At 60.9% G+C, this 18,778-nt stretch carries 16 protein-coding genes and 1 other RNA gene; 10 read left to right on the top strand and 7 right to left on the bottom strand.

The window, feature by feature from the left end:
* Positions 1-9: 9 nt before the first annotated feature.
* Positions 10-1,002 carry an ABC transporter substrate-binding protein gene (locus EIC84_RS24020; protein WP_003067656.1) on the bottom strand — a complete coding sequence of 331 codons (993 nt, stop codon included), beginning with the start codon at positions 1,000-1,002 and terminating at the stop codon, positions 10-12.
* A gap of 101 nt (positions 1,003-1,103) precedes the next feature.
* On the opposite strand from EIC84_RS24020, the gene EIC84_RS24025 reads away from it, so the two are divergent.
* Positions 1,104-1,787, top strand: coding sequence for a Crp/Fnr family transcriptional regulator (locus tag EIC84_RS24025; protein WP_003067657.1), 684 nt, complete (start codon positions 1,104-1,106; stop codon positions 1,785-1,787).
* A gap of 522 nt (positions 1,788-2,309) precedes the next feature.
* Here the strand turns inward: EIC84_RS24025 and EIC84_RS26445 are convergent.
* The 6 genes from EIC84_RS26445 to ompA all read right to left on the bottom strand — a co-directional run bounded on the left by EIC84_RS26445 (position 2,310) and on the right by ompA (position 6,364).
* Positions 2,310-2,915, bottom strand: a complete 606-nt coding sequence (locus EIC84_RS26445) for a site-specific integrase (protein ID WP_237704487.1) — start codon at positions 2,913-2,915, stop codon at positions 2,310-2,312.
* Between the two features lie 12 nt (positions 2,916-2,927).
* Entirely contained in the window at positions 2,928-3,578 is a 651-nt protein-coding gene (locus EIC84_RS26450; protein WP_237704488.1) for an integrase arm-type DNA-binding domain-containing protein, read from the bottom strand.
* Between the two features lie 283 nt (positions 3,579-3,861).
* Positions 3,862-4,238, bottom strand: a transfer-messenger RNA (tmRNA) gene (gene ssrA, locus EIC84_RS24035).
* 19 nt (positions 4,239-4,257) lie between these two features.
* A complete protein-coding gene (locus EIC84_RS24040; RefSeq protein ID WP_003067658.1) occupies positions 4,258-4,917 on the bottom strand; it encodes an HAD-IA family hydrolase in 660 nt (219 codons plus the stop codon).
* A 5-nt stretch (positions 4,918-4,922) separates the two neighbouring features.
* Positions 4,923-5,636 carry a bifunctional 2-polyprenyl-6-hydroxyphenol methylase/3-demethylubiquinol 3-O-methyltransferase UbiG gene (gene ubiG / locus EIC84_RS24045; RefSeq protein ID WP_003067659.1) on the bottom strand — a complete coding sequence of 238 codons (714 nt, stop codon included), beginning with the start codon at positions 5,634-5,636 and terminating at the stop codon, positions 4,923-4,925.
* Between the two features lie 83 nt (positions 5,637-5,719).
* Positions 5,720-6,364 carry an outer membrane protein OmpA gene (gene ompA / locus EIC84_RS24050; RefSeq protein ID WP_003067660.1) on the bottom strand — a complete coding sequence of 215 codons (645 nt, stop codon included), beginning with the start codon at positions 6,362-6,364 and terminating at the stop codon, positions 5,720-5,722.
* Positions 6,365-6,593: 229 nt separating this feature from the next.
* Here ompA and gyrA point away from each other — a divergent pair, with 229 nt between their 5' ends.
* The 9 genes from gyrA (at position 6,594) to lapB (ending at position 18,722) form a co-directional block, all read left to right on the top strand.
* Entirely contained in the window at positions 6,594-9,290 is a 2,697-nt protein-coding gene (gyrA, locus tag EIC84_RS24055; protein WP_003067661.1) for a DNA gyrase subunit A, read from the top strand.
* Positions 9,291-9,419: 129 nt separating this feature from the next.
* Positions 9,420-10,529 carry a 3-phosphoserine/phosphohydroxythreonine transaminase gene (gene serC / locus EIC84_RS24060; protein ID WP_003067662.1) on the top strand — a complete coding sequence of 370 codons (1,110 nt, stop codon included), beginning with the start codon at positions 9,420-9,422 and terminating at the stop codon, positions 10,527-10,529.
* 122 nt (positions 10,530-10,651) lie between these two features.
* On the top strand, positions 10,652-11,752 hold the full coding sequence (gene pheA, locus EIC84_RS24065; RefSeq protein WP_003067663.1) for a prephenate dehydratase: 1,101 nt from the start codon (positions 10,652-10,654) through the stop codon (positions 11,750-11,752).
* A complete protein-coding gene (locus tag EIC84_RS24070) occupies positions 11,752-12,648 on the top strand; it encodes a prephenate dehydrogenase/arogenate dehydrogenase family protein (RefSeq protein ID WP_003067664.1) in 897 nt (298 codons plus the stop codon). Before pheA ends, EIC84_RS24070 begins: the two co-directional genes overlap by 1 nt.
* Positions 12,649-12,756: 108 nt before the next feature.
* Positions 12,757-14,817, top strand: a complete 2,061-nt coding sequence (locus EIC84_RS24075) for a bifunctional 3-phosphoshikimate 1-carboxyvinyltransferase/cytidylate kinase (RefSeq protein WP_003067666.1) — start codon at positions 12,757-12,759, stop codon at positions 14,815-14,817.
* Positions 14,818-15,016: 199 nt separating this feature from the next.
* Positions 15,017-16,699, top strand: coding sequence for a 30S ribosomal protein S1 (gene rpsA / locus EIC84_RS24080; RefSeq protein ID WP_003057144.1), 1,683 nt, complete (start codon positions 15,017-15,019; stop codon positions 16,697-16,699).
* A gap of 109 nt (positions 16,700-16,808) precedes the next feature.
* Entirely contained in the window at positions 16,809-17,129 is a 321-nt protein-coding gene (locus tag EIC84_RS24085; protein WP_003067668.1) for an integration host factor subunit beta, read from the top strand.
* A gap of 110 nt (positions 17,130-17,239) precedes the next feature.
* Complete coding sequence (locus EIC84_RS24090) at positions 17,240-17,575, top strand: lipopolysaccharide assembly LapA domain-containing protein (RefSeq protein ID WP_003067671.1); 336 nt, start codon at positions 17,240-17,242, stop codon at positions 17,573-17,575.
* Positions 17,565-18,722 carry a lipopolysaccharide assembly protein LapB gene (lapB, locus tag EIC84_RS24095; protein WP_003067672.1) on the top strand — a complete coding sequence of 386 codons (1,158 nt, stop codon included), beginning with the start codon at positions 17,565-17,567 and terminating at the stop codon, positions 18,720-18,722. The genes EIC84_RS24090 and lapB overlap by 11 nt, the downstream gene beginning before the upstream one ends.
* Positions 18,723-18,778 lie beyond the last annotated feature (56 nt).

The raw sequence follows: 18,778 nt of genomic DNA on the forward strand, positions 1-18,778 counted from the left end.
CACCTCCGCTCACTGCACCAGCAGCGTAGAGGTGTCCACCACCTTGCTGATCTGGCCTGTACGTTGCATATACCTCGCCGTATCCTGGAACGCCTTGGGGTCTACAGGAAATTGCAAAGAGGGCAAAGAGTTACGCAGCGAGACCTCAAGAATCTGGTCTCCATTAGGAACATTGATTTTGAAGGTGTCTTGCGCAATCTTGAGCAGCGCCGCAAAGTTTGCGGGGTTCTGCGCAAACTCACTCGCTTCAATCATGGCCCTTCGGTACCCCTCTATCGCCTTAGAATTCTTCTGAAGAAACTCATCGCGCACGACTTGCAGCATCGAGGCTCCGTTGGTCTCCAGGACATCACTGGGACCTTGCGCCTTCCGAGGGTCAACCACCATCCGGCAGACCTTCGACACCTCGCAAAAGCCATCCATCGGGGTGAAAAGCATCAGCCCATCAATCTGCTTCTGCGAGATCGCAGGAAAGGCTGTGTTGGGCGAGCCGACCGCAACAATCGTGACGTCCTGGGCAGACATGCCTGCACCCTTGAGCAGGCTCACCAACTGGAACTCGGCTGCGCTGCCTCTTGCTGTAACACCGATTTTCTTGCCTTTGAAATCCTGCATGACCGCCGGATAACCTTTGGCCGCATTGGGCGTATCCAAGCCAGCTCCCGCCATGAGGAAGAATGTGGGCCCGCGAGCTCCGCTGCCAATCGCTTTGACTGCAGCCCCCTTGTTCACAGCCTGAACAAGAACCTCCGGAGGCGTAAATGCGACGTCGAGATCTCCCGCCAGCAGTGTCTGCATCGCTAACGGAGCCTGCGGAATGCTGCGCAATTCGCACGTGATGGCATGCTTTGCGCAGAGTCCATTCGCATTGGCGACACGAACTAGAAAGTTGCCCAAGCCTGGATAGTCCTGTATGCGCAAGACGGTGGACTGAGCCATCGCCGAAGTAGATAGCGCCGATACAGAAGCTATAGCGAGAGCGATCAATTTTTTTCGAATCATGGGAATCCGTTCCGTTGGAGAGAGCGTTACGACAATCGGTATGCAAACGGATTTAAAAATCGACCCGCCAATTGAATTGCGCCTCAGGTGACAATGTTCGGATGAACACCAAGCTCGACTTCCCTAGGCGTCTATCGGGTGACCGTTATCGCGTGGATTGGCTGGCGGACTTCCCTGAGCCCTCTATGCAGCGGCTTCGTGCCATTGGCATCAAGCGAACGTTTCACGACGGCCAACTCGTACAGAAAAGAGGTGACTCTGCACATCATGTGCTGGTTGTGTTGTCAGGACGTCTGCGCTCTGTGGGCTACACCGAAGGAGGGGCCGAGCAATTTACGCGCTGGATGGAACCAGGCGAAATCAGCGGTTTTAGTTCGGTGTTGGGAAATGCGCCTGTGCCGGTAGACCTTGTCGCAGCCGGAGACGTCGAACTTCTAATCTTGCCAAGTCAGCCTTTGCTTGAGGTTTTAGCAAACGATGCTCTGGCATCTTTGGCAGTTGCACGTGCACTAAGCCTGCGCGTGAACGAATTGTTCGACATGATCTTTATCAGGGCGGAGGAGACGCTCAATGCGAGAGTTTGGGCAACGTTGCAACGCATAGCAGCGGAAAACGGAAAGCCTGTTCACGGCAATGTCGTGCTTCTCATCTCTCAAGGTGATCTCGCGCATGCCGTTGGAGCGTCTCGCCAAAAAGTCAACGTCGAACTGCGCGAGCTTCAAGCACAACAGAAGATTCGCCTGGGTTATCGCTGGATTGAGATTTTCTGCGGCACACAACCCTGAGCAAATCCATCATCTGCAGGCTTCATTTAAACCGGTGCTCTTTATGAAAGCTCAGCATCAATTGCAGAGTGGGCCTCCGAAGGCAAATCGGGCTGGCAGCACGCCATAGCTCGGTGCTATACGAGGATAGGGACACACAGTAGACTTGGCGCATAGGTATCAGATCATCGGGTCAACATCTCTCAGTTCATGGCATCCCGGCGTAACCAATTCGGCGAAAAGCACCTACCACGGCATGGGGCGCGTGAGCAGGCTAGGTCGCACGACTGCAAAGGGCGCACAGCAACCGCTGCTTCATAGGGTATGAACGGCTGCAATGGGTCGGCAACACCTGTTCATAAGCCGTGAAAACGGACTTCCAACAACCTATCGACCTGCAACTGGCGGCCACTGTCCACTGCTCACCTAAAACCCGTCAGTGGACAGTCGCCGGCGTCAATGCTCGGATGGCCGCTATGGAGCGGCGATCGATAGATCGCGATGCAGCTACGTCTTGAACAAACAAGGCACACAGCCCCGCGCTTATTGCACTCGGCTGTGTGTCATTTGGCTTTGTTTTTGCGAAAGCTTGATCACGTTAACGCCATCGCGTAAACGATCCAGGTAATCAGCCCACCGCTGAACCAGATCACAGCGCTTGGCCAGGTACTTGGTGCGGTTGTAGCTGCGGCCGTTGGCATCTTTGACGGCGTGGGCCAGGTTGGCCTCGATGGCCAGCGGGTCCAGATCCAGCTGATCCACCAGCATGGTGCGGGCGCTGGCCCTGAAGCCATGCCAGCTTTGCTCCGTGCCGAAGCCCAGTCCATAGAGGGCGCTGAGCACGGAGTTGTCGGACAGAGGGCGGTCGTGGTTGCGTTGGCCGGGGAACACATAGCGACCGTGGCCCGTGAGGGAGTGCAGCTCTCGCAGCAGATCCACCGCCTGCACGGGCATGGGCACCACGTGCGGCTCGCCGTTTTCATTCTCCTGCCTGGTGCGCTTCATCTTTTCGCTGGGAATGGTCCACAGGCCGGCATCCAGATCCAGCTCAGCCCACTCCATCATGCGCAGGTTGCCGGGGCGCTGGTACAGCAAGGGCGCCAGCAGCAAGGCGGTGCGCACCAGCGGCCCGCCCTTGTAGGCATGCATTGCCCGCAGCAGCTAGCCAAAGCGCTGGGGCTCGACGATGGCGGCAAAGTTCTTTGCATGGTACGGAGTGAGGCGGCTTTTCAGGCCTTCGGTAATGTCGCGCTGGCTGTTGCTGGCAGTGGGCAGCCGGTAGCGCCATATCTGGCGGGCCAGCATGAGTGCCCGGTCGGCCGTCTCCAGTGCGCCGCGCTCTTCCACCTTCTGCAAGACGGACAGCAGCTCCATGGGCTCGATGCCAGCCATGGGCCGTTGGCCCAGCCAGGGGAACAGGTCGCGCTCCAGCTGCCTCAAGGTGCGCTCGGCATGGCCGGCGCTCCAGCCGGCTACCTGCTTGCCGTGCCAGTCGAGCGCCACAGCCTGGAAGCTATCCCCGCGATCGAGCCCGCCTTTGAGCTTTTCCAGCTTGCGGGCCTCGATAGGGTCACTGCCCTGAGCACGTTGCATCTTGGCAACATCACGCGCCTTGCGGGCTGCTGTCAGCCCCACGGCTGGGTAGCTGCCCAGAGCAAGCTGCTTTTCTTTTCCGTCGGTACGGTACTTGTAGAACCAGCGCTTGGAGCCGCTGGGGCTGACCTGCAGGTACAGCCCGCCAGCGTCGGTGAAGCGCGCCTGCTTGCGATCAGGTGGGCAGATGGCATTGCGGCAGTGGGGATCGGTCAGCATGGGGTACAGCCTTCCTAGGTGGGGGTACAAATCCCCGCTCTCGGCCCCTGGGTGGGGGTACAACGCATGGGCCGCTAGGCCGCATGGTTGCTGGGTTTGGCCTGAAAGTGGGGGTACAACTTAGCCAAAGTATAGGCTTTTGGCGAGTTGTACCCCCACTTGTACCCCCACTTTGCCTCGGATGCCCGCGAACCTTGGTGGACGATTACGGAAGGCAAGTTGTTGATTTACCAAAGAAAAAGGGCGTTCACTGGACTTCAGTGAACGCCCTTGGACGTTATGGTGGTGGAGCTGGCGGGAATTGAACCCGCGTCCGTAAGCCTTCGCCGGACAGATCTACATGTTTAGTGCTCTGTTTTAAATCTCGCCACCCAAACCCCGCAGGCACACGCTGCTTGGGTAGCCAGCTTCCTAAAATCTCGCCAAATACCAAGAAGCCCGGTATCCAGCCAGCTAATGTAAATTCCCTTGCAGCCGGGAGGTATTGCTACCCCCTTGCCCAGCCCACTAGCGTGCTGTTGCAAGGCTCACCGGATTAAGCGGCGAGTGCGAAACGTTCGTCGTTTGCAGTTAGTTTTTTGAATGGAGATTTACGAGCGTCACTCAAGCTCGACATGCACCGCACCGGTCCCGAACCCACGTCGAAACCAGGACAGCCCCTTAGTTGCCTATTCTAGCCTCATCCCAGCAACTTCAACAGCTCAAGCGGTGAATTGATATGTGCATCGGCACCCCAGTGAACCGTATCTGCTGTCGCACCCAGGTAGCCATAGCGTGCAGCTACGGTTTTCATACCCGCTGCTGCACCGGCCTGGATATCGCGCTCGTCATCTCCGACATAGATGCAATGCTCGGGAGCAATCTGCATGCGTCGTGCGGCTTCAAACAGAGGCTCGGGGTGAGGCTTGGAATGCGGCGTCGTGTCCCCGCTCACCACGGCCGCAGCCTGAGCAAACAAAGGCATCTGACGGGTCAACGGGTCGGTGAAGCGCATGGACTTGTTGGTCACCACCCCCCACAACAACGGGCCGGCTTCCAATGCCCGGATCAACTCGGGCACGCCGTCAAATGCATAGGTGCGCTCGGTCATGCATTGCTCGTAATTGCGAAAGAACTCCTCGCGCATTTCCGCAAAGCCTGCAGACTCAGGCGTCATGCCGAACGCAATACCCAGCATTCCACGAGCCCCAGCCCCGGCCATATGGCGGTAGGCATGGAGCGGCAGAGATGGCATGCCGCGATCCACACGCATCTTGTCTGCTGCAGCTCCCAGATCAGGAGCGCTGTCGATCAAAGTGCCATCGAGATCGAAAAGAACGGCTCTAACGTGCTTCCACATGGCTGTCACTCCTGAGGGCGGCGTGTCGCCAGCATGTAATTGACCGAGGTGTCGTTGCTGAGCCAATAGCGGCCCGAGATCGGGTTGTGCTCCATGCCTTTGCTGCCTTGCACATCCAGGCCGGCTTCGCGCGCAAAGCGAGCCAACTCGCTTGGGCGCAGCAACTTGGCGTACTCATGAGTCCCTTTGGGAATCATCTTGAGCATGTATTCGGCAGCCACGATCGCCAGCGCAAAAGCCTTGGCATTGCGATTGATGGTGGAAAAAAACACCCAGCCACCAGGCTTGACCAGCTGGGCACATGCCCGCACGATGGACGCAGGATCGGGCACATGCTCCAGCATTTCCATGCAGGTCACCACATCAAAACTGGCCGGCTGCTCCTGCGCCAGTTGCTCGACGCTGACCTCATGGTATTGAATATTGGGCGTTCCCGCCTCCAGAGCATGCAACTGCGCAACGCGCAAAGCCTTGGTTGCCAGATCGATACCCACCACCTTGGCCCCTTTGCGCGCCATGGAGTCTGCAAGAATGCCACCGCCACAGCCCACATCCAGCACACGCTGGTTCGCCAATGGGGCCTGGGCGTTGATCCAGTCCAGTCTCAGGGGGTTGATCTGATGCAGTGGCTTGAATTCACTCTCGGGATCCCACCAGCGATGGGCCAGGCTGGAGAATTTTTCCAGTTCTGCCGGGTCGGCATTGATAGTGTTGCTCATGAGGCAATTGTCCGCGATTACAGCAATGAATCAGGCATAAAAAAAGCCCCGTTGCCGGGGCTTTTTGTGTAGCAATCGAAAGATTACTGAGCAGCCTTGGTGCCCACAACTTCGATTTCCACGCGACGGTTTTGAGCGCGACCAGCAGCAGTCTTGTTGTCTGCCACGGGTTGCTTTTCGCCCTTGCCTTCGGTGTACACGCGGCTCTTTTCGATGCCCTTGGACACCAGATAAGCCTTCACAGCTTCAGCGCGACGCACCGACAGCTTCTGGTTGTAAGCATCGGAGCCCACGGAGTCAGTGTGACCCACGGCGATGATGACTTCCAGGTTGATGTCCTTGATCTTGCCGGTCAGGTCATCCAGCTTAGCCTTGCCTGCGGGCTTCAGCACGGACTTGTCGAAGTCGAAGAAAGCGTCAGCAGAGTAGGTAACCTTAGATGCCACTGCAGGCTGGGGAGCCACAGGAGCGGGAGGCACAACGGCGGGAGCGGGAGCAGCAACCTGGGCCTTCAGAGCACCGTCGCAATCAACAGCGGCAGTAGCAGGAGTCCAGTTGGCATCGCGCCAGCACAGTTCGTTCGTGCCGTTCTTCCACACCAGTTCGCTGGTGCCGTTTTGCCAGTTGTCGATAGTCTTGCCACCGTCAGCAGCCTTCACTTGTGCGCCAGCGGCTGTCACGAGGGCAGCAGAGGCAAACAACATCGCCACTTTGTTCAGTTTCTTCATGGTTCTCCTCTTGGGGAAAAAGCCGCAGCAGGGCTGCGAATCTGTGGACGTCATCAGTGACCATCACCAAAAACGTTGAAATGATTGTGCCATACGTAACATGCAAGAGTGTTGTCAACTAGGCACCAACAAGTAGGACAGCTATGTAATTCCTCAGTTATGTTGCTCTGCTGCCACACGCCATTCGACCTAAAATGGCTGTTTTCCAGCCGTCAAAGTATCACTAGACATGACCCAGTTTGCTAAAGAAACTCTGCCCATCAGCCTTGAAGAGGAGATGCGTCGCAGTTATCTCGATTACGCCATGAGCGTGATCGTGGGCCGGGCGCTTCCTGATGCGCGTGATGGCCTCAAGCCCGTGCACCGCCGCGTTCTGTACGCCATGCACGAACTCAATAACGACTGGAACCGCCCTTATAAGAAGTCGGCGCGTATCGTCGGTGACGTGATCGGTAAGTACCACCCTCACGGCGACAGCGCGGTCTACGACACCATCGTGCGTATGGCGCAGGACTTCTCGCTGCGCCACATGCTGGTCGATGGTCAGGGCAACTTCGGCTCGGTGGACGGTGACAGCGCCGCCGCCATGCGTTACACGGAAATCCGCCTCTCCAAGATCGCTCATGAAATGCTGGGCGACATCGACAAGGAGACTGTGGACTTCGGACCCAACTACGACGGCTCCGAGAGCGAGCCGCTGGTGCTGCCAAGCCGCCTGCCTAACCTGCTGGTCAACGGCTCCTCGGGTATCGCCGTGGGTATGGCCACGAATATCCCGCCGCACAACCTCAATGAGGTGGTGGACGGCTGCCTGCATTTGCTGCAGAACCCCGAAGCTTCCATCGACGAGCTGATGGAGATCATTCCCGCGCCCGACTTCCCCACGGCCGGCATCATCTACGGCATCAACGGTGTCAAGGAAGGCTATCGCACCGGCCGTGGCCGCGTGGTGATGCGTGCCAAGTGCCACTTCGAGGACATCGACAAGGGCCAGCGTCAGTCCATCATCGTTGACGAGCTGCCCTACCAGGTCAACAAGAAGACGCTGCAGGAGCGCATGGCCGAGCTGGTGCACGAAAAGAAGATCGAGGGCATCAGCCATATCCAGGACGAGTCGGACAAGTCCGGCATGCGCCTGGTGATCGAATTGAAGCGCGGCGAAGTGCCCGAGGTGGTGCTCAACAACCTCTACAAGCTGACCCAGCTGCAAGACACCTTCGGCATGAACATGGTGGCCCTGGTCAACGGCCAGCCCAAGCTCTGCAACCTGAAGGATCTGATCCAGGTCTTCCTGGAGCACCGCCGCGAAGTGGTGACCCGCCGCACCGTGTTCGAGCTGCGCAAGGCGCGCGACCGCGGCCATGTGCTGGAAGGTCTGGCCGTCGCACTGGCCAATATCGACGACTTCATCGCCATCATCCGCAACGCTCCCACACCTCCCGTGGCCAAGGCCGCGCTGATGGAAAAATCCTGGGACAGCAAGCTGGTGCGCGAGATGCTCACCCGCACGCGCACCGACGGCGGCGTGGTCAATGCCGACGACTATCGCCCCGAGGGCCTGGAAGTCGAATTCGGTATGCAGCAAAACGGCCTGTACCGCCTGTCCGAGACCCAGGCCCAGGAAATTCTGCAGATGCGCCTGCAACGCCTGACGGGCCTTGAGCAAGACAAGATCGTGGCCGAGTACAAGGACGTCATGTCGGTCATCGAAGACCTGCTGGACATCCTGGCCAAGCCCGAGCGCGTCTCCATCATCATTGGCGAAGAACTCAACGCCGTGAAGGCCGAGTTCGGTCAGTCCAAGAAGGGCGAGCGTCGCTCCACCGTGGAGTACAGCGCGCAGGACCTGTCCACCGAAGACCTGATCACGCCCACCGACATGGTGGTGACGCTCTCGCACACCGGCTACATCAAGAGCCAGCCCCTGTCCGAGTACCGCTCGCAAAAGCGCGGCGGCCGCGGCAAGCAAGCCACGGCCACCAAGGAAGACGACTGGATCGACCAGCTCTTCATCGCCAACACGCACGACTATCTGCTGTGCTTCTCCAACCGCGGCCGCATGTACTGGCTCAAGGTCTGGGAAGTGCCCTCGGGTTCGCGCGGCTCGCGCGGTCGCCCCATCGTCAACATGTTCCCGCTGCAGGAAGGTGAGAAGATCAACGTGGTGCTGCCGCTGACCGGCGAAAACCGCAGCTTCCCCGAAGATCACTTCGTCTTCATGGCCACCAGCATGGGCACCGTCAAGAAGACGGCGCTGACCGAGTTCAGCAACCCGCGCAAGGCCGGCATCATTGCCGTGGGCCTGGACGAGGGCGACTATCTGATCGGCGCTGCGCTGACCGACGGCAAGCATGATGTGATGCTGTTCAGCGACGGCGGCAAGGCGGTGCGCTTTGACGAGAACGATGTGCGTCCCATGGGCCGCAATGCGCGCGGCGTGCGCGGCATGAACATCGAAGAACATCAGAACGTGATCGCCATGCTGGTCGCCGAGGCCGACGACGGCACGGGCAACGTGGTGGCGGGTTCGCAAAGCGTGCTGACCGCCACCGAAAACGGCTACGGCAAGCGCACGGCCATCAGCGAATACACCCGCCACGGCCGCGGCACCAAGGGCATGATTGCAATCCAGCAGTCCGAGCGCAACGGCAAGGTTGTGGCCGCCACCCTGGTGGCGCCCGAGGACGAGATCATGCTGATTACCGACACCGGCGTGCTGGTGCGTACCCGGGTGGCGGAAATCCGCGAGCTGGGCCGCGCCACACAGGGCGTGACGCTGATCAACCTGGACGAAGGTGCCAAGCTCATCGGCCTGCAGCGCATCGTCGAAAATGATGCGAACGACAATGCCGGCGAGGACGGCGAAGCCGATGACTCCGGCAGCGCCGGCGCCGAAGGCGCAGCCGAGTCCGGCGACGCCTCCTGATCGGCCAGCCCCGGCTGCCCCGATACGGACCGGACGCCACGGGCATGGTCCCATGCCCGTGGCCCAATGTTTTGATAGCTGAAAGCGCAAGCCAGACAAGCGCTTTCACATGTTTTGAGCGTAAATCTGATGAACCGCCCTTTTAACTTCTCCGCAGGCCCCGCCGCCATCCCTGAAGAAGTGCTGCAAACCGCAGCCGCCGAAATGCTGGACTGGCACGGCTCCGGCATGGGGGTGATGGAAATGAGCCACCGCGGCAAGGAATTCATCAGCATTTACGAAGCCGCCGAAGCCGATCTGCGCGAGCTGCTGGCCGTGCCCGCGCATTTCAAGATCCTCTTCATGCAGGGCGGCGGCATTGCCGAAAACGCCATCGTGCCCATGAATCTGTCGCGCGCCGGCGTGGTGGACTTTGTGGTGACCGGCAGCTGGAGCCAGAAGTCGGCCAAGGAAGCCGCCAAGTACGCCAGCGATGCCAATGTGGCCGCCAGCGCCAAGGACAGCGACTACACCACGATTCCCGCCGCCAGCAGCTGGAATCTGAGCCGTGGCGCCAGCTATGTGCATATCTGCAGCAACGAGACCATTCACGGCGTGGAGTTCCACGAGCTGCCCGACCTCCAGGCCCTGGGCTCGGATGCACCGCTGGTCATCGACTTTTCCTCGCATGTGGCCTCGCGCTCCATCGACTGGAGCCGCGTGGGCCTGGCCTTTGGCGGCGCGCAGAAGAACATCGGCCCTGCGGGCCTGACCATCGTCATCGTGCGCGAAGACCTGCTGGGCCATGCCCTGCCCGTCTGCCCCTCGGCGTTTGATTACAAAACCGTGGCCGACAATGGCAGCATGTACAACACGCCTCCCACCTGGGGCATCTACATGGCCGGCCTGACCTTCCAGTGGCTCAAGCGCCAGACCGAAGGCGGCCTCAGCGGCGTGGCCGCCATGGAAGCGCGCAACATCGCCAAGGCCAAGCTGTTCTATGACTATGTGGACCAATCCTCGTTCTACGTGAACAAGGTGGCCGCGAACTGCCGCTCGCGCATGAACATTCCGTTCTTCCTTCATGATGAGTCGCGCAACGACGCCTTCCTGGCCGGCGCCAAGCAAGCCGGCCTGCTGCAGCTCAAGGGCCACAAGTCCGTGGGCGGCATGCGTGCCAGCATCTACAACGCCATGCCCATAGCAGGCGTGCAGGCGCTGGTCGACTACATGCGTGACTTCGAGCAACGTCAGGCCTGAGCCCCACCCTTAGCCTTGTAAAAAGATGAGCTGCCACCGCTTGATCTGCAAGTACTTCACCAAGGTATTGGTTTGAATTCCTTGTGCAAAAAGCGCCAGCAGCTACGACATTTGAGAGATTCATGAGCCAAGAACCCCAAGCCAGCCCCGAGCTGTTGTCGCTGCGCAACCAGATCGATTCCCTGGACCGCCAGTTGCTGGAGCTGGTCAATCAGCGCGCCCATGTGGCCGAGCAGGTGGGCGAGCTCAAGAAGAAGGAAGGCTCGGCCTTCTTCCGCCCGGACCGCGTGGCCCAGGTGATCGAGAAGATCAAGTCCAACAACCCCGGCCCGCTCAAGGGCGCGCATGTGGCCGCCATCTGGCGCGAGATCATGTCGGCCTGCCTGGCGCTGGAATCCCCCCAGCGCGTGGCCGTGCTCGGCCCGGCCGGTACCTTCTGCGAGGAAGCGGCGATCCAGTACTTCGGCGGCGCGGCCGACCTGATGTACTGCAACAGCTTCGAGGAAGTCTTTCATGCCACGGCCGCCGGCAGCGCCCAGTACGGCGTGGTGGGCGTGGAGAACTCCAACGAAGGCGTGGTCACGCGCTCGCTGGACATGTTCCTGCACACGCCCTGCCATGTGGTGGGCGAAGTCAGCATGCTGATCCGCCACAATCTGATGCGCACCAGCAACACGCTGGACGGCATCGAGGTCGTGGCCGCCCACCCCCAGGCTCTGGCTCAGTGTCAGGGCTGGCTGTCCAAGCACCTGCCGCATGCCGAACGCCGCCCCGTGGAGAGCAATGCCGAAGGCGCACGCCTGGCGGCCCTGCATCCCAACTGGGCCGGCATTGCCGGTGAGCGCGCCGCCCAGCAGTTCGGCCTGCACATCGTCAGCCACGCGATCCAGGACGATGCCTACAACCGCACGCGTTTTGCCGTCATCTGCCTGCCGCACACGCTGGCCACGGCCGCGCCCAGCGGCAGCGACTGCACAAGCCTGGTGGTCTCGGTGCCCAACACCGCAGGCGCCGTGCATGACCTGCTGGTGCCGCTCAAGAAGCATGGCGTCTCGATGACGCGCTTCGAGTCGCGTCCCGCCCGCACCGGCCAATGGGAGTATTACTTCTACATCGACATCGAAGGTCACCCAGCCCAGGCCAATGTGGCCGCCGCCCTGCAGGAGCTGCAGGGCCTGTGCGCGTTCTACAAGGTGCTGGGCACCTACCCGGTGAGCAAGTGATGGCAGCTCAGGAATTGCAGCCGTTCGAGCAGCTCGGCTTGATCGGCTGCGGATTGATGGGCGGCTCCTTCGCGCTGGCACTCAAGAAAGCAGGCCTGGTCAAGCGCGTGGTGGGCTACAGCAAATCGCCCTCGACCACCGAACGTGCGCGCCAGATGGGCGTGATCGACGTGGAAGCGCCCTCCGCCCTGCTGGCGGCGGCCGGCGCCGATCTGGTGCTGCTGGCCGTGCCCGTGGCGGCCACCGAGGCCACGCTCAAGTCCATCAAGCATCTGGTCACGCCCCAGATGATGATCATGGACGTGGGCTCCACCAAGGTCGATGTGGTGCAGGCCGCACGTTCGGCGCTGCGCGACCAGATCGGCAGCTTTGTGCCCGCCCACCCCATCACCGGCAAGGAAGTGGCCGGCGTGGAGCACGCCGATGTCAAGCTCTACCAGGGCGCCCAGGTCGTGCTGACCCCTACGGAGCGCACGCTGACAGCGCATCTGGCCAAGGCCCAGGCGCTGTGGCAGGCCCTGGGATGCAAGGTCACGGCCATGTCTCCCGAAGCCCATGACAGCGCACTCGCCACCGTCAGCCACCTGCCCCATCTGCTGGCATTTGCCATGATGCAAAGCGTGCTGAACCAGCCCGGTGCCGACGATATGCTGGCGCTGGCCGGGCCCGGCTTTCGCGATTTCACGCGCATCGGCGCCGGCGACCCCAAGCTCTGGCGCGATGTGCTGCTGGCCAACCGCGATCAGGTGCTGGCCCAGTCACGTCAGTTTCGCCAGGCGCTGGAGCAGCTCGAAGGGCTGATGCAGGCCAACGACGGCCAGGGACTGCAGGATCGCCTGACCCTAGCCAGTGCCGCACGCGCCGAATGGACCATGGGCGGCAAGCGAGGCTCTTAAACTAGCGGCGTCGATCTATTCACCCAACCGCCAGAGACACCGGGCAGAGGCAGCCGCGCAGCCCTGGTGTCGAAGCAGCCAGGCTGCACAGGGGGTTACGAGAGTTTTATGTTCACCACTGAATTTCTGGACCTGCCCGCACTGGACTCCGCCAACGGCAGCGTCAGCCTGCCCGGCTCCAAAAGCATCTCCAATCGCGTGCTGCTGCTGGCGGCGCTGAGCCAGGGCACCACTACCATTCACGACCTGCTGGATTCGGACGACACCCGCGTCATGCTGGCCGGACTCAAGCAGCTGGGCTGCAGCATCAGCCCGGATGCCGTCACACCCGGCCAGGCGATTGACGTCACCGGCATCGGGGGTCAACTGCCGGCCGGCACTGCGGCCACGCTGTTCCTGGGCAATGCCGGCACGGCCATGCGCCCGCTGACTGCGGCGCTGTCGGTGCTGGGCGGCGACTTCGAGATGACGGGCGTTCCCCGCATGTACGAACGCCCCATCGGCGACCTGGTCGATGCGCTGCGCCAGCTGGGCTGCAAGATCGACTATCTGAAGGATGAAGGCTTTCCGCCCCTGAAGATCGGCCAGCCCGACTTCAGCCAGCTGGGCAGCGAATCCATCAAGGTGCGCGGCGATGTCTCCAGCCAGTTCCTGACCTCGCTGCTGATGGCCCTGCCCTTGCTGGCCAAGGAGCGGGACATCACCATCGAGGTGGTGGGCGAGCTGATCTCCAGGCCCTATATCCACATCACGCTGGAGCTGCTGGCGCGCTTCGGCATTGCCGTGAAGAACGACCGCTGGCAGCGTTTCGTGATCCCCTCAGGCAGCCGCTATCAGTCGCCGGGCGCCATCCATGTGGAGGCCGATGCCTCGTCGGCCAGCTATTTCATCGCGCTGGGCGCGATTGCCACCGGCACCACCGATGACGCCGATGCCGACAACGTGCCGCAGCCCAAGAACATACGAATTCTGGGTGTGGGCCAGGATTCGATCCAGGGCGATATCCGCTTCATCGAGGCCGCCCAAGCCATGGGCGCACAAATCGAAAGCGGCCCCAACTGGCTGCAGGTCAGCCGTGGCAGCTGGCCTCTGAAGGCCATCGACCTCGATTGCAACCATATTCCCGACGCGGCCATGACGCTGGGCACCATGGCGCTGTATGCCGACGGCGTGACCACGCTGCGCAATATCGCCAGCTGGCGCGTCAAAGAAACCGACCGCATTGCCGCCATGGCGATCGAGTTGCGCAAGCTCGGCGCCTCGGTGGAAGAAGGGGCTGACTACATCCGCATCACGCCGCCCGCCGGCAAGACCGCCTGGAAAGCGGCCAGCATCCACACCTATGACGACCACCGCGTCGCCATGTGCTTCTCCCTGGCGGCCTTCAACCCGGCCAAGCTGCCGGTACGCATAGAAGACCCAAAATGCGTGGCCAAGACCTTCCCCGACTATTTCGAGGCACTGTTTTCCGTCAGCGAAGCCGAGCGCGAGCATATTCCCGTGATCTGCATCGACGGGCCCACGGCCTCCGGCAAGGGCACGATTGCCGCAGAAGTCGCCAGGGCCCTGGGCTACCAACTGCTGGACTCCGGCGCGCTCTATCGCATCACCGGCCTGGCCGCATCGCGTGCCGGCATGACGCTTGACGAGTCGAACGAGGAAACCATTGCCGAGATGGCGCTGGACATGCCCGTGCGCTTCGATGCACAGCAGCGTGTCTGGCTCGGCGACGAGGACATCAGCCTGGCCATTCGCAGCGAAGAAGCCGGCATGAATGCCTCGCGCGTATCGGCCCTGCCTGCCGTGCGCACCGCGCTGGTGGATCTGCAGCTGTCCTTCCAAGCCCTGCCTGGGCTGGTTGCCGATGGCCGCGACATGGGTACGGTCATCTTCCCTCACGCCCCGCTCAAGGTCTATTTGTGGGCGTCTGCGCAGTGCCGCGCCGAGCGCCGATATAAACAGTTGATTTCCAAAGGAATTTCAGCTAATATGTCCACCCTTTTGGCAGACCTTGAGGCGCGCGACGCCCGCGATATGAATCGCAGCACCGCTCCGCTCAAGCCCGCCGAGGATTCTTTGCAGCTCGACAGCTCCGAGATGACCATTGAAGAAGTGGTTGCCCAGGTGCTGTCGTGGTGGCAGGAACGCCAGCCGTTCGGTCGTCCTTGAAATTTCAAGCTTGAAGTTTCAAGGCCAGCCCTGCATCTGGCTTGTTGGCCCTTGATGTCAGGTTCTCGCAGACCGCGGACCGGCAGCAAGGTTGTTAACCTTTAACCCCCGTGGGCCTCAAACCCACAACCTCCGCAATCAGTCTTAAAAACGCTTGGCAATGGTGCCGACGGAAACCTGGTTGCGGGCAAGGAACTACATGTCTGAATCTTTTGCCGCCCTTTTTGAAGAGTCGTTGACACGCACCGAAATGCGTCCTGGCGAAGTTATCACCGCTGAAGTTGTGCGCGTTGAGCACAACTTCGTGGTGGTGAACGCCGGCCTGAAGTCGGAAGCCTACGTGCCCCTCGACGAGTTCAAGAACGACCAGGGCGAAGTCGAAGTCCAAGTGGGTGACTTCGTGTCCGTGGCCATCGGCTCCATCGAAAACGGCTACGGCGACACCATCCTGTCCCGTGACACCGCCAAGCGTCTGGCTTCCTGGCTGTCGCTGGAAAAGGCTCTGGAATCCGGCGAATTCGTGACCGGCACCACTTCCGGCAAGGTCAAGGGCGGCCTGACCGTTTTGGTCAACGGCATCCGCGCTTTCCTGCCCGGTTCGCTGATCGACACACGTCCCATCAAGGACCTGACTCCCTACGAAAACAAGACCCTGGAATTCAAGGTCATCAAGCTGGATCGCAAGCGCAACAACGTGGTGCTGTCGCGCCGCGCTGTGGTGGAAGCCTCCATGGGCGAAGAGCGCGCCAAGCTGATGGAAACCCTGAAGGAAGGCGCTATCGTTCAGGGCGTGGTCAAGAATATCACCGAATACGGTGCGTTCGTGGACCTGGGCGGTATCGACGGCCTGCTGCACATCACCGACATGGCATGGCGCCGTGTGCGTCACCCCTCCGAAGTGGTGACTGCCGGCCAGGAAATCACTGCCAAGATCCTGAAGTTCGACACCGAAAAGAACCGCGTGTCCCTGGGTCTGAAGCAAATGGGCGACGATCCCTGGATGGGCGTGGCTCGCCGCTACCCCTCCGCCACCCGTCTGTTCGGCAAGGTCACCAACATTGCTGACTACGGCGCATTCGTGGAACTGGAACCCGGCATCGAAGGCCTGGTGCACGTTTCCGAAATGGACTGGACCAACAAGAACATCGCTCCCACCAAGCTCGTGTCCCTGGGCGACGAGGTGGAAGTCATGGTTCTGGAAATCGACGAAGACAAGCGTCGCATTTCCCTGGGCATGAAGCAGTGCAAGGCTAACCCCTGGCAAGAATTCGCCCAGAACACCAAGCGCGGCGACCGCGTGAAGGGCCCCATCAAGTCCATCACCGACTTCGGCGTGTTCGTGGGTCTGGCTGCCGGTATCGACGGCCTGGTGCACCTGTCTGACCTGTCTTGGAACGAAGCCGGCGAAGCCGCTGTTCGCAACTACAAGAAGGGTCAAGAAGTCGAAGCCATCGTGCTGGCCGTGGACGTTGAGCGCGAGCGCATCTCCCTGGGCATCAAACAGCTGGACAGCGATCCCTTCACGACCTTCGTGACCGTGAACGACAAGGGCCAGGTTGTGACCGGCAAGGTCAAGACCGTGGACGCCAAGGGCGCTGAAATCGACCTGGGTGAAGACATCATCGGCTACCTGCGCGCTTCCGAAATCTCGCAAGACCGCGTGGAAGATGCTCGTTCCGTCCTGAAGGAAGGCGACGAAGTGACGGCCGTGGTGGTGAACGTGGATCGCAAGAGCCGCAACATCCAGCTATCCATCAAGCAAAAGGATCACGCTGAACAGCAAGTCGCCATGGCTTCCCTGTCGGCTCAGTCCTCCAAGGAAAACGCTGGTACCACCAGCCTGGGCGCTCTGCTGCGCGCCAAGCTGGACGCTGACAAGTAAATCTTGCATCAGCCGGTCAGCCAGCTCGTCTGACTGACCGCCAAGCGTCAAAGACAACGGGCGCCCTGTGCGCCCGTTGTTGTTTTCAACCTAGAGCCTCCGTCACCCGATGACCCGATCCGATCTCGTCGAAGAACTTGCCGCCCAATTTGGCCAACTCAACCAACGTGATGCCGAGCAGGCCGTCAAAACCATTCTGGATGCCGTCAGCGATGCCCTGGTGCGCGGTCACCGTATTGAAATTCGCGGCTTTGGCAGCTTTGCCATCAATCACCGCCAGCCCCGCATAGGCCGCAACCCCCGCTCCGGCGAGTCCGTTCAGGTTCCTTCCAAGCGCGTGCCTCATTTCAAGCCAGGCAAGGCCCTGCGCGAAGCCGTGGACAATCTCAAGGCCGAAGACTCCGCTGCCCAGCAGCCGCAGATCGCCTGAAGTCCATGGGCACCGTCAGCCACATCAGGGCTGACCACGCCGTCCGTTTGCCAGTCCGAGCATAGGCTGGCCTAAAATCTTCCCGTCACACAAGGCGCATAAAGGGAAGCATGAAATACCTGCTGTGGCTGCTCAAGGCAGCCATTTTTTTCACTCTGTTCGCATTCGCACTCAACAACCAGCAAGACGCCACCGTGCATTTTTTCTTTGGCACGGCATGGACGGCACCTCTGGTTCTGGTGGTTCTGGCTGCTTTCGCACTGGGCCTTTTTGTCGGAGTGCTGGGCATGGTGCCACGCTGGCTCAAGCATCGCAGCGCAGCGCGCGAGGCACAGGCCACTCAACAGGCACCGAACGCCGCAGCCAGCGCCACCAGTGCAGCACCTGCGGTGAAGGAACAGAACTCTTCTTCGATCATTGCGCCGGGCGACGTGCATGGAATTTAATCTGACTTGGATTTTGCTGGGCCTGCCTGCAGCCTTTGTGCTGGGCTGGCTGGCCTCCCGCTGGGATTTGCGCCAGGTGCGTGCCGACAACCGCCAGGCTCCCAAGGCGTACTTCAAAGGCCTGAACTTTCTTCTCAACGAGCAGCAGGACAAGGCCATCGATGCCTTTATCGAGGCCGTGCAGAACGACCCCGACACCACCGAACTGCACTTTGCACTGGGCAATCTGTTTCGCCGCCGCGGCGAATACAACCGAGCAGTGCGCGTCCACGAGCATCTGCTCAGCCGCGCCGACCTCACCCGCCCCGACCGAGACCGTGCCCAGCATGCGCTGGCACAGGACTTTCTCAAGGCCGGCCTGCTGGACCGCGCCGAGGAGGCTCTGAACCGCCTGGAAGGCACGCAGTACGAAGGCGAGGCACGCCTGGCGCTGCTGGCCATTTACGAGCGCTCGCGCGACTGGGCCCAGGCAGCGGCCATCGTGCGCAAGATGCAGGCTGCGGGCCAAGGGGACTTCAGCACCCGGCTGGCCCACTATCTTTGCGAAGACGCGCAATCTCAGGTCGCCCATGGCCAGCTCGACAAGGCGTTTGCGCAGCTGCAACAGGCCCTGGAGACTGCGCCGCAAGCTCCGCGTCCCCGACTGGAGCTGGCCCAGCTCCAGCATCGACAGGGCCGGTCCGCACAGGCTTTGTCAAGTCTTCAGGCCCTGGCACAGAACAGCCCCGCAGCCCTGCCCCTGGCGGCCAGCCTGCTTGTGGAAGTGGCCGAGGCAACGGGCGCGCTCGCCGAGGCTCGCGATCTGCTGCTCAAGCACTACGAACAGGCACCCTCGCTGGATCTGCTGCAGGCACTGGTCGCAGTCGATCAGAAAAGCGGTGATGCTGCAGCCCCCGGCCGCCAGCGCCTGGTGCAACACCTGGAGCATGAATCTTCCCTGGTAGCTGCCGCCCAATGGCTGGAAGGCGAGACACTGACCGAAGAGCAGTACCATGCCACCGTGCAGAAGGCGCTGAACCACGCCACCAAACCCCTGACCCGCTACCGCTGCGCAGCCTGCGGCTTTGAAGCCCGCACCCATTTCTGGCATTGCCCCGGCTGCCAGAGCTGGGACAGCTACCCGGCACGCAGGGTCGAAGAGCTGTAAAGCACTTCCAGAAGACAAAAGAGCGCCCAGGGCGCTCTTTTTCAATGCATGCAGGC

The sequence above is a fragment of the Comamonas sp. A23 genome (assembly GCF_004522605.1).
Taxonomy (GTDB): Bacteria; Pseudomonadota; Gammaproteobacteria; order Burkholderiales; family Burkholderiaceae_C; genus Comamonas; species Comamonas thiooxydans.

Excerpts from the sequence above, each read along its gene's own strand:
- gyrA (WP_003067661.1), top strand. The coding sequence starts at position 6,594 with ATGACCCAGTTTGCTAAAGAAACTCTGCCCATCAGCCTTGAAGAGGAG.
- EIC84_RS24025 (WP_003067657.1), top strand. The coding sequence starts at position 1,104 with ATGAACACCAAGCTCGACTTCCCTAGGCGTCTATCGGGTGACCGTTAT.
- EIC84_RS26445 (WP_237704487.1), bottom strand. The coding sequence starts at position 2,915 with ATGCATGCCTACAAGGGCGGGCCGCTGGTGCGCACCGCCTTGCTGCTG.
- serC (WP_003067662.1), top strand. The coding sequence starts at position 9,420 with ATGAACCGCCCTTTTAACTTCTCCGCAGGCCCCGCCGCCATCCCTGAA.
- ubiG (WP_003067659.1), bottom strand. The coding sequence starts at position 5,636 with ATGAGCAACACTATCAATGCCGACCCGGCAGAACTGGAAAAATTCTCC.
- EIC84_RS26450 (WP_237704488.1), bottom strand. The coding sequence starts at position 3,578 with ATGCTGACCGATCCCCACTGCCGCAATGCCATCTGCCCACCTGATCGC.
- EIC84_RS24070 (WP_003067664.1), top strand. The coding sequence starts at position 11,752 with ATGGCAGCTCAGGAATTGCAGCCGTTCGAGCAGCTCGGCTTGATCGGC.
- ompA (WP_003067660.1), bottom strand. The coding sequence starts at position 6,364 with ATGAAGAAACTGAACAAAGTGGCGATGTTGTTTGCCTCTGCTGCCCTC.
- EIC84_RS24020 (WP_003067656.1), bottom strand. The coding sequence starts at position 1,002 with ATGATTCGAAAAAAATTGATCGCTCTCGCTATAGCTTCTGTATCGGCG.
- pheA (WP_003067663.1), top strand. The coding sequence starts at position 10,652 with ATGAGCCAAGAACCCCAAGCCAGCCCCGAGCTGTTGTCGCTGCGCAAC.
- EIC84_RS24085 (WP_003067668.1), top strand. The coding sequence starts at position 16,809 with ATGACCCGATCCGATCTCGTCGAAGAACTTGCCGCCCAATTTGGCCAA.
- EIC84_RS24090 (WP_003067671.1), top strand. The coding sequence starts at position 17,240 with ATGAAATACCTGCTGTGGCTGCTCAAGGCAGCCATTTTTTTCACTCTG.
- EIC84_RS24075 (WP_003067666.1), top strand. The coding sequence starts at position 12,757 with ATGTTCACCACTGAATTTCTGGACCTGCCCGCACTGGACTCCGCCAAC.
- EIC84_RS24040 (WP_003067658.1), bottom strand. The coding sequence starts at position 4,917 with ATGTGGAAGCACGTTAGAGCCGTTCTTTTCGATCTCGATGGCACTTTG.
- rpsA (WP_003057144.1), top strand. The coding sequence starts at position 15,017 with ATGTCTGAATCTTTTGCCGCCCTTTTTGAAGAGTCGTTGACACGCACC.
- lapB (WP_003067672.1), top strand. The coding sequence starts at position 17,565 with ATGGAATTTAATCTGACTTGGATTTTGCTGGGCCTGCCTGCAGCCTTT.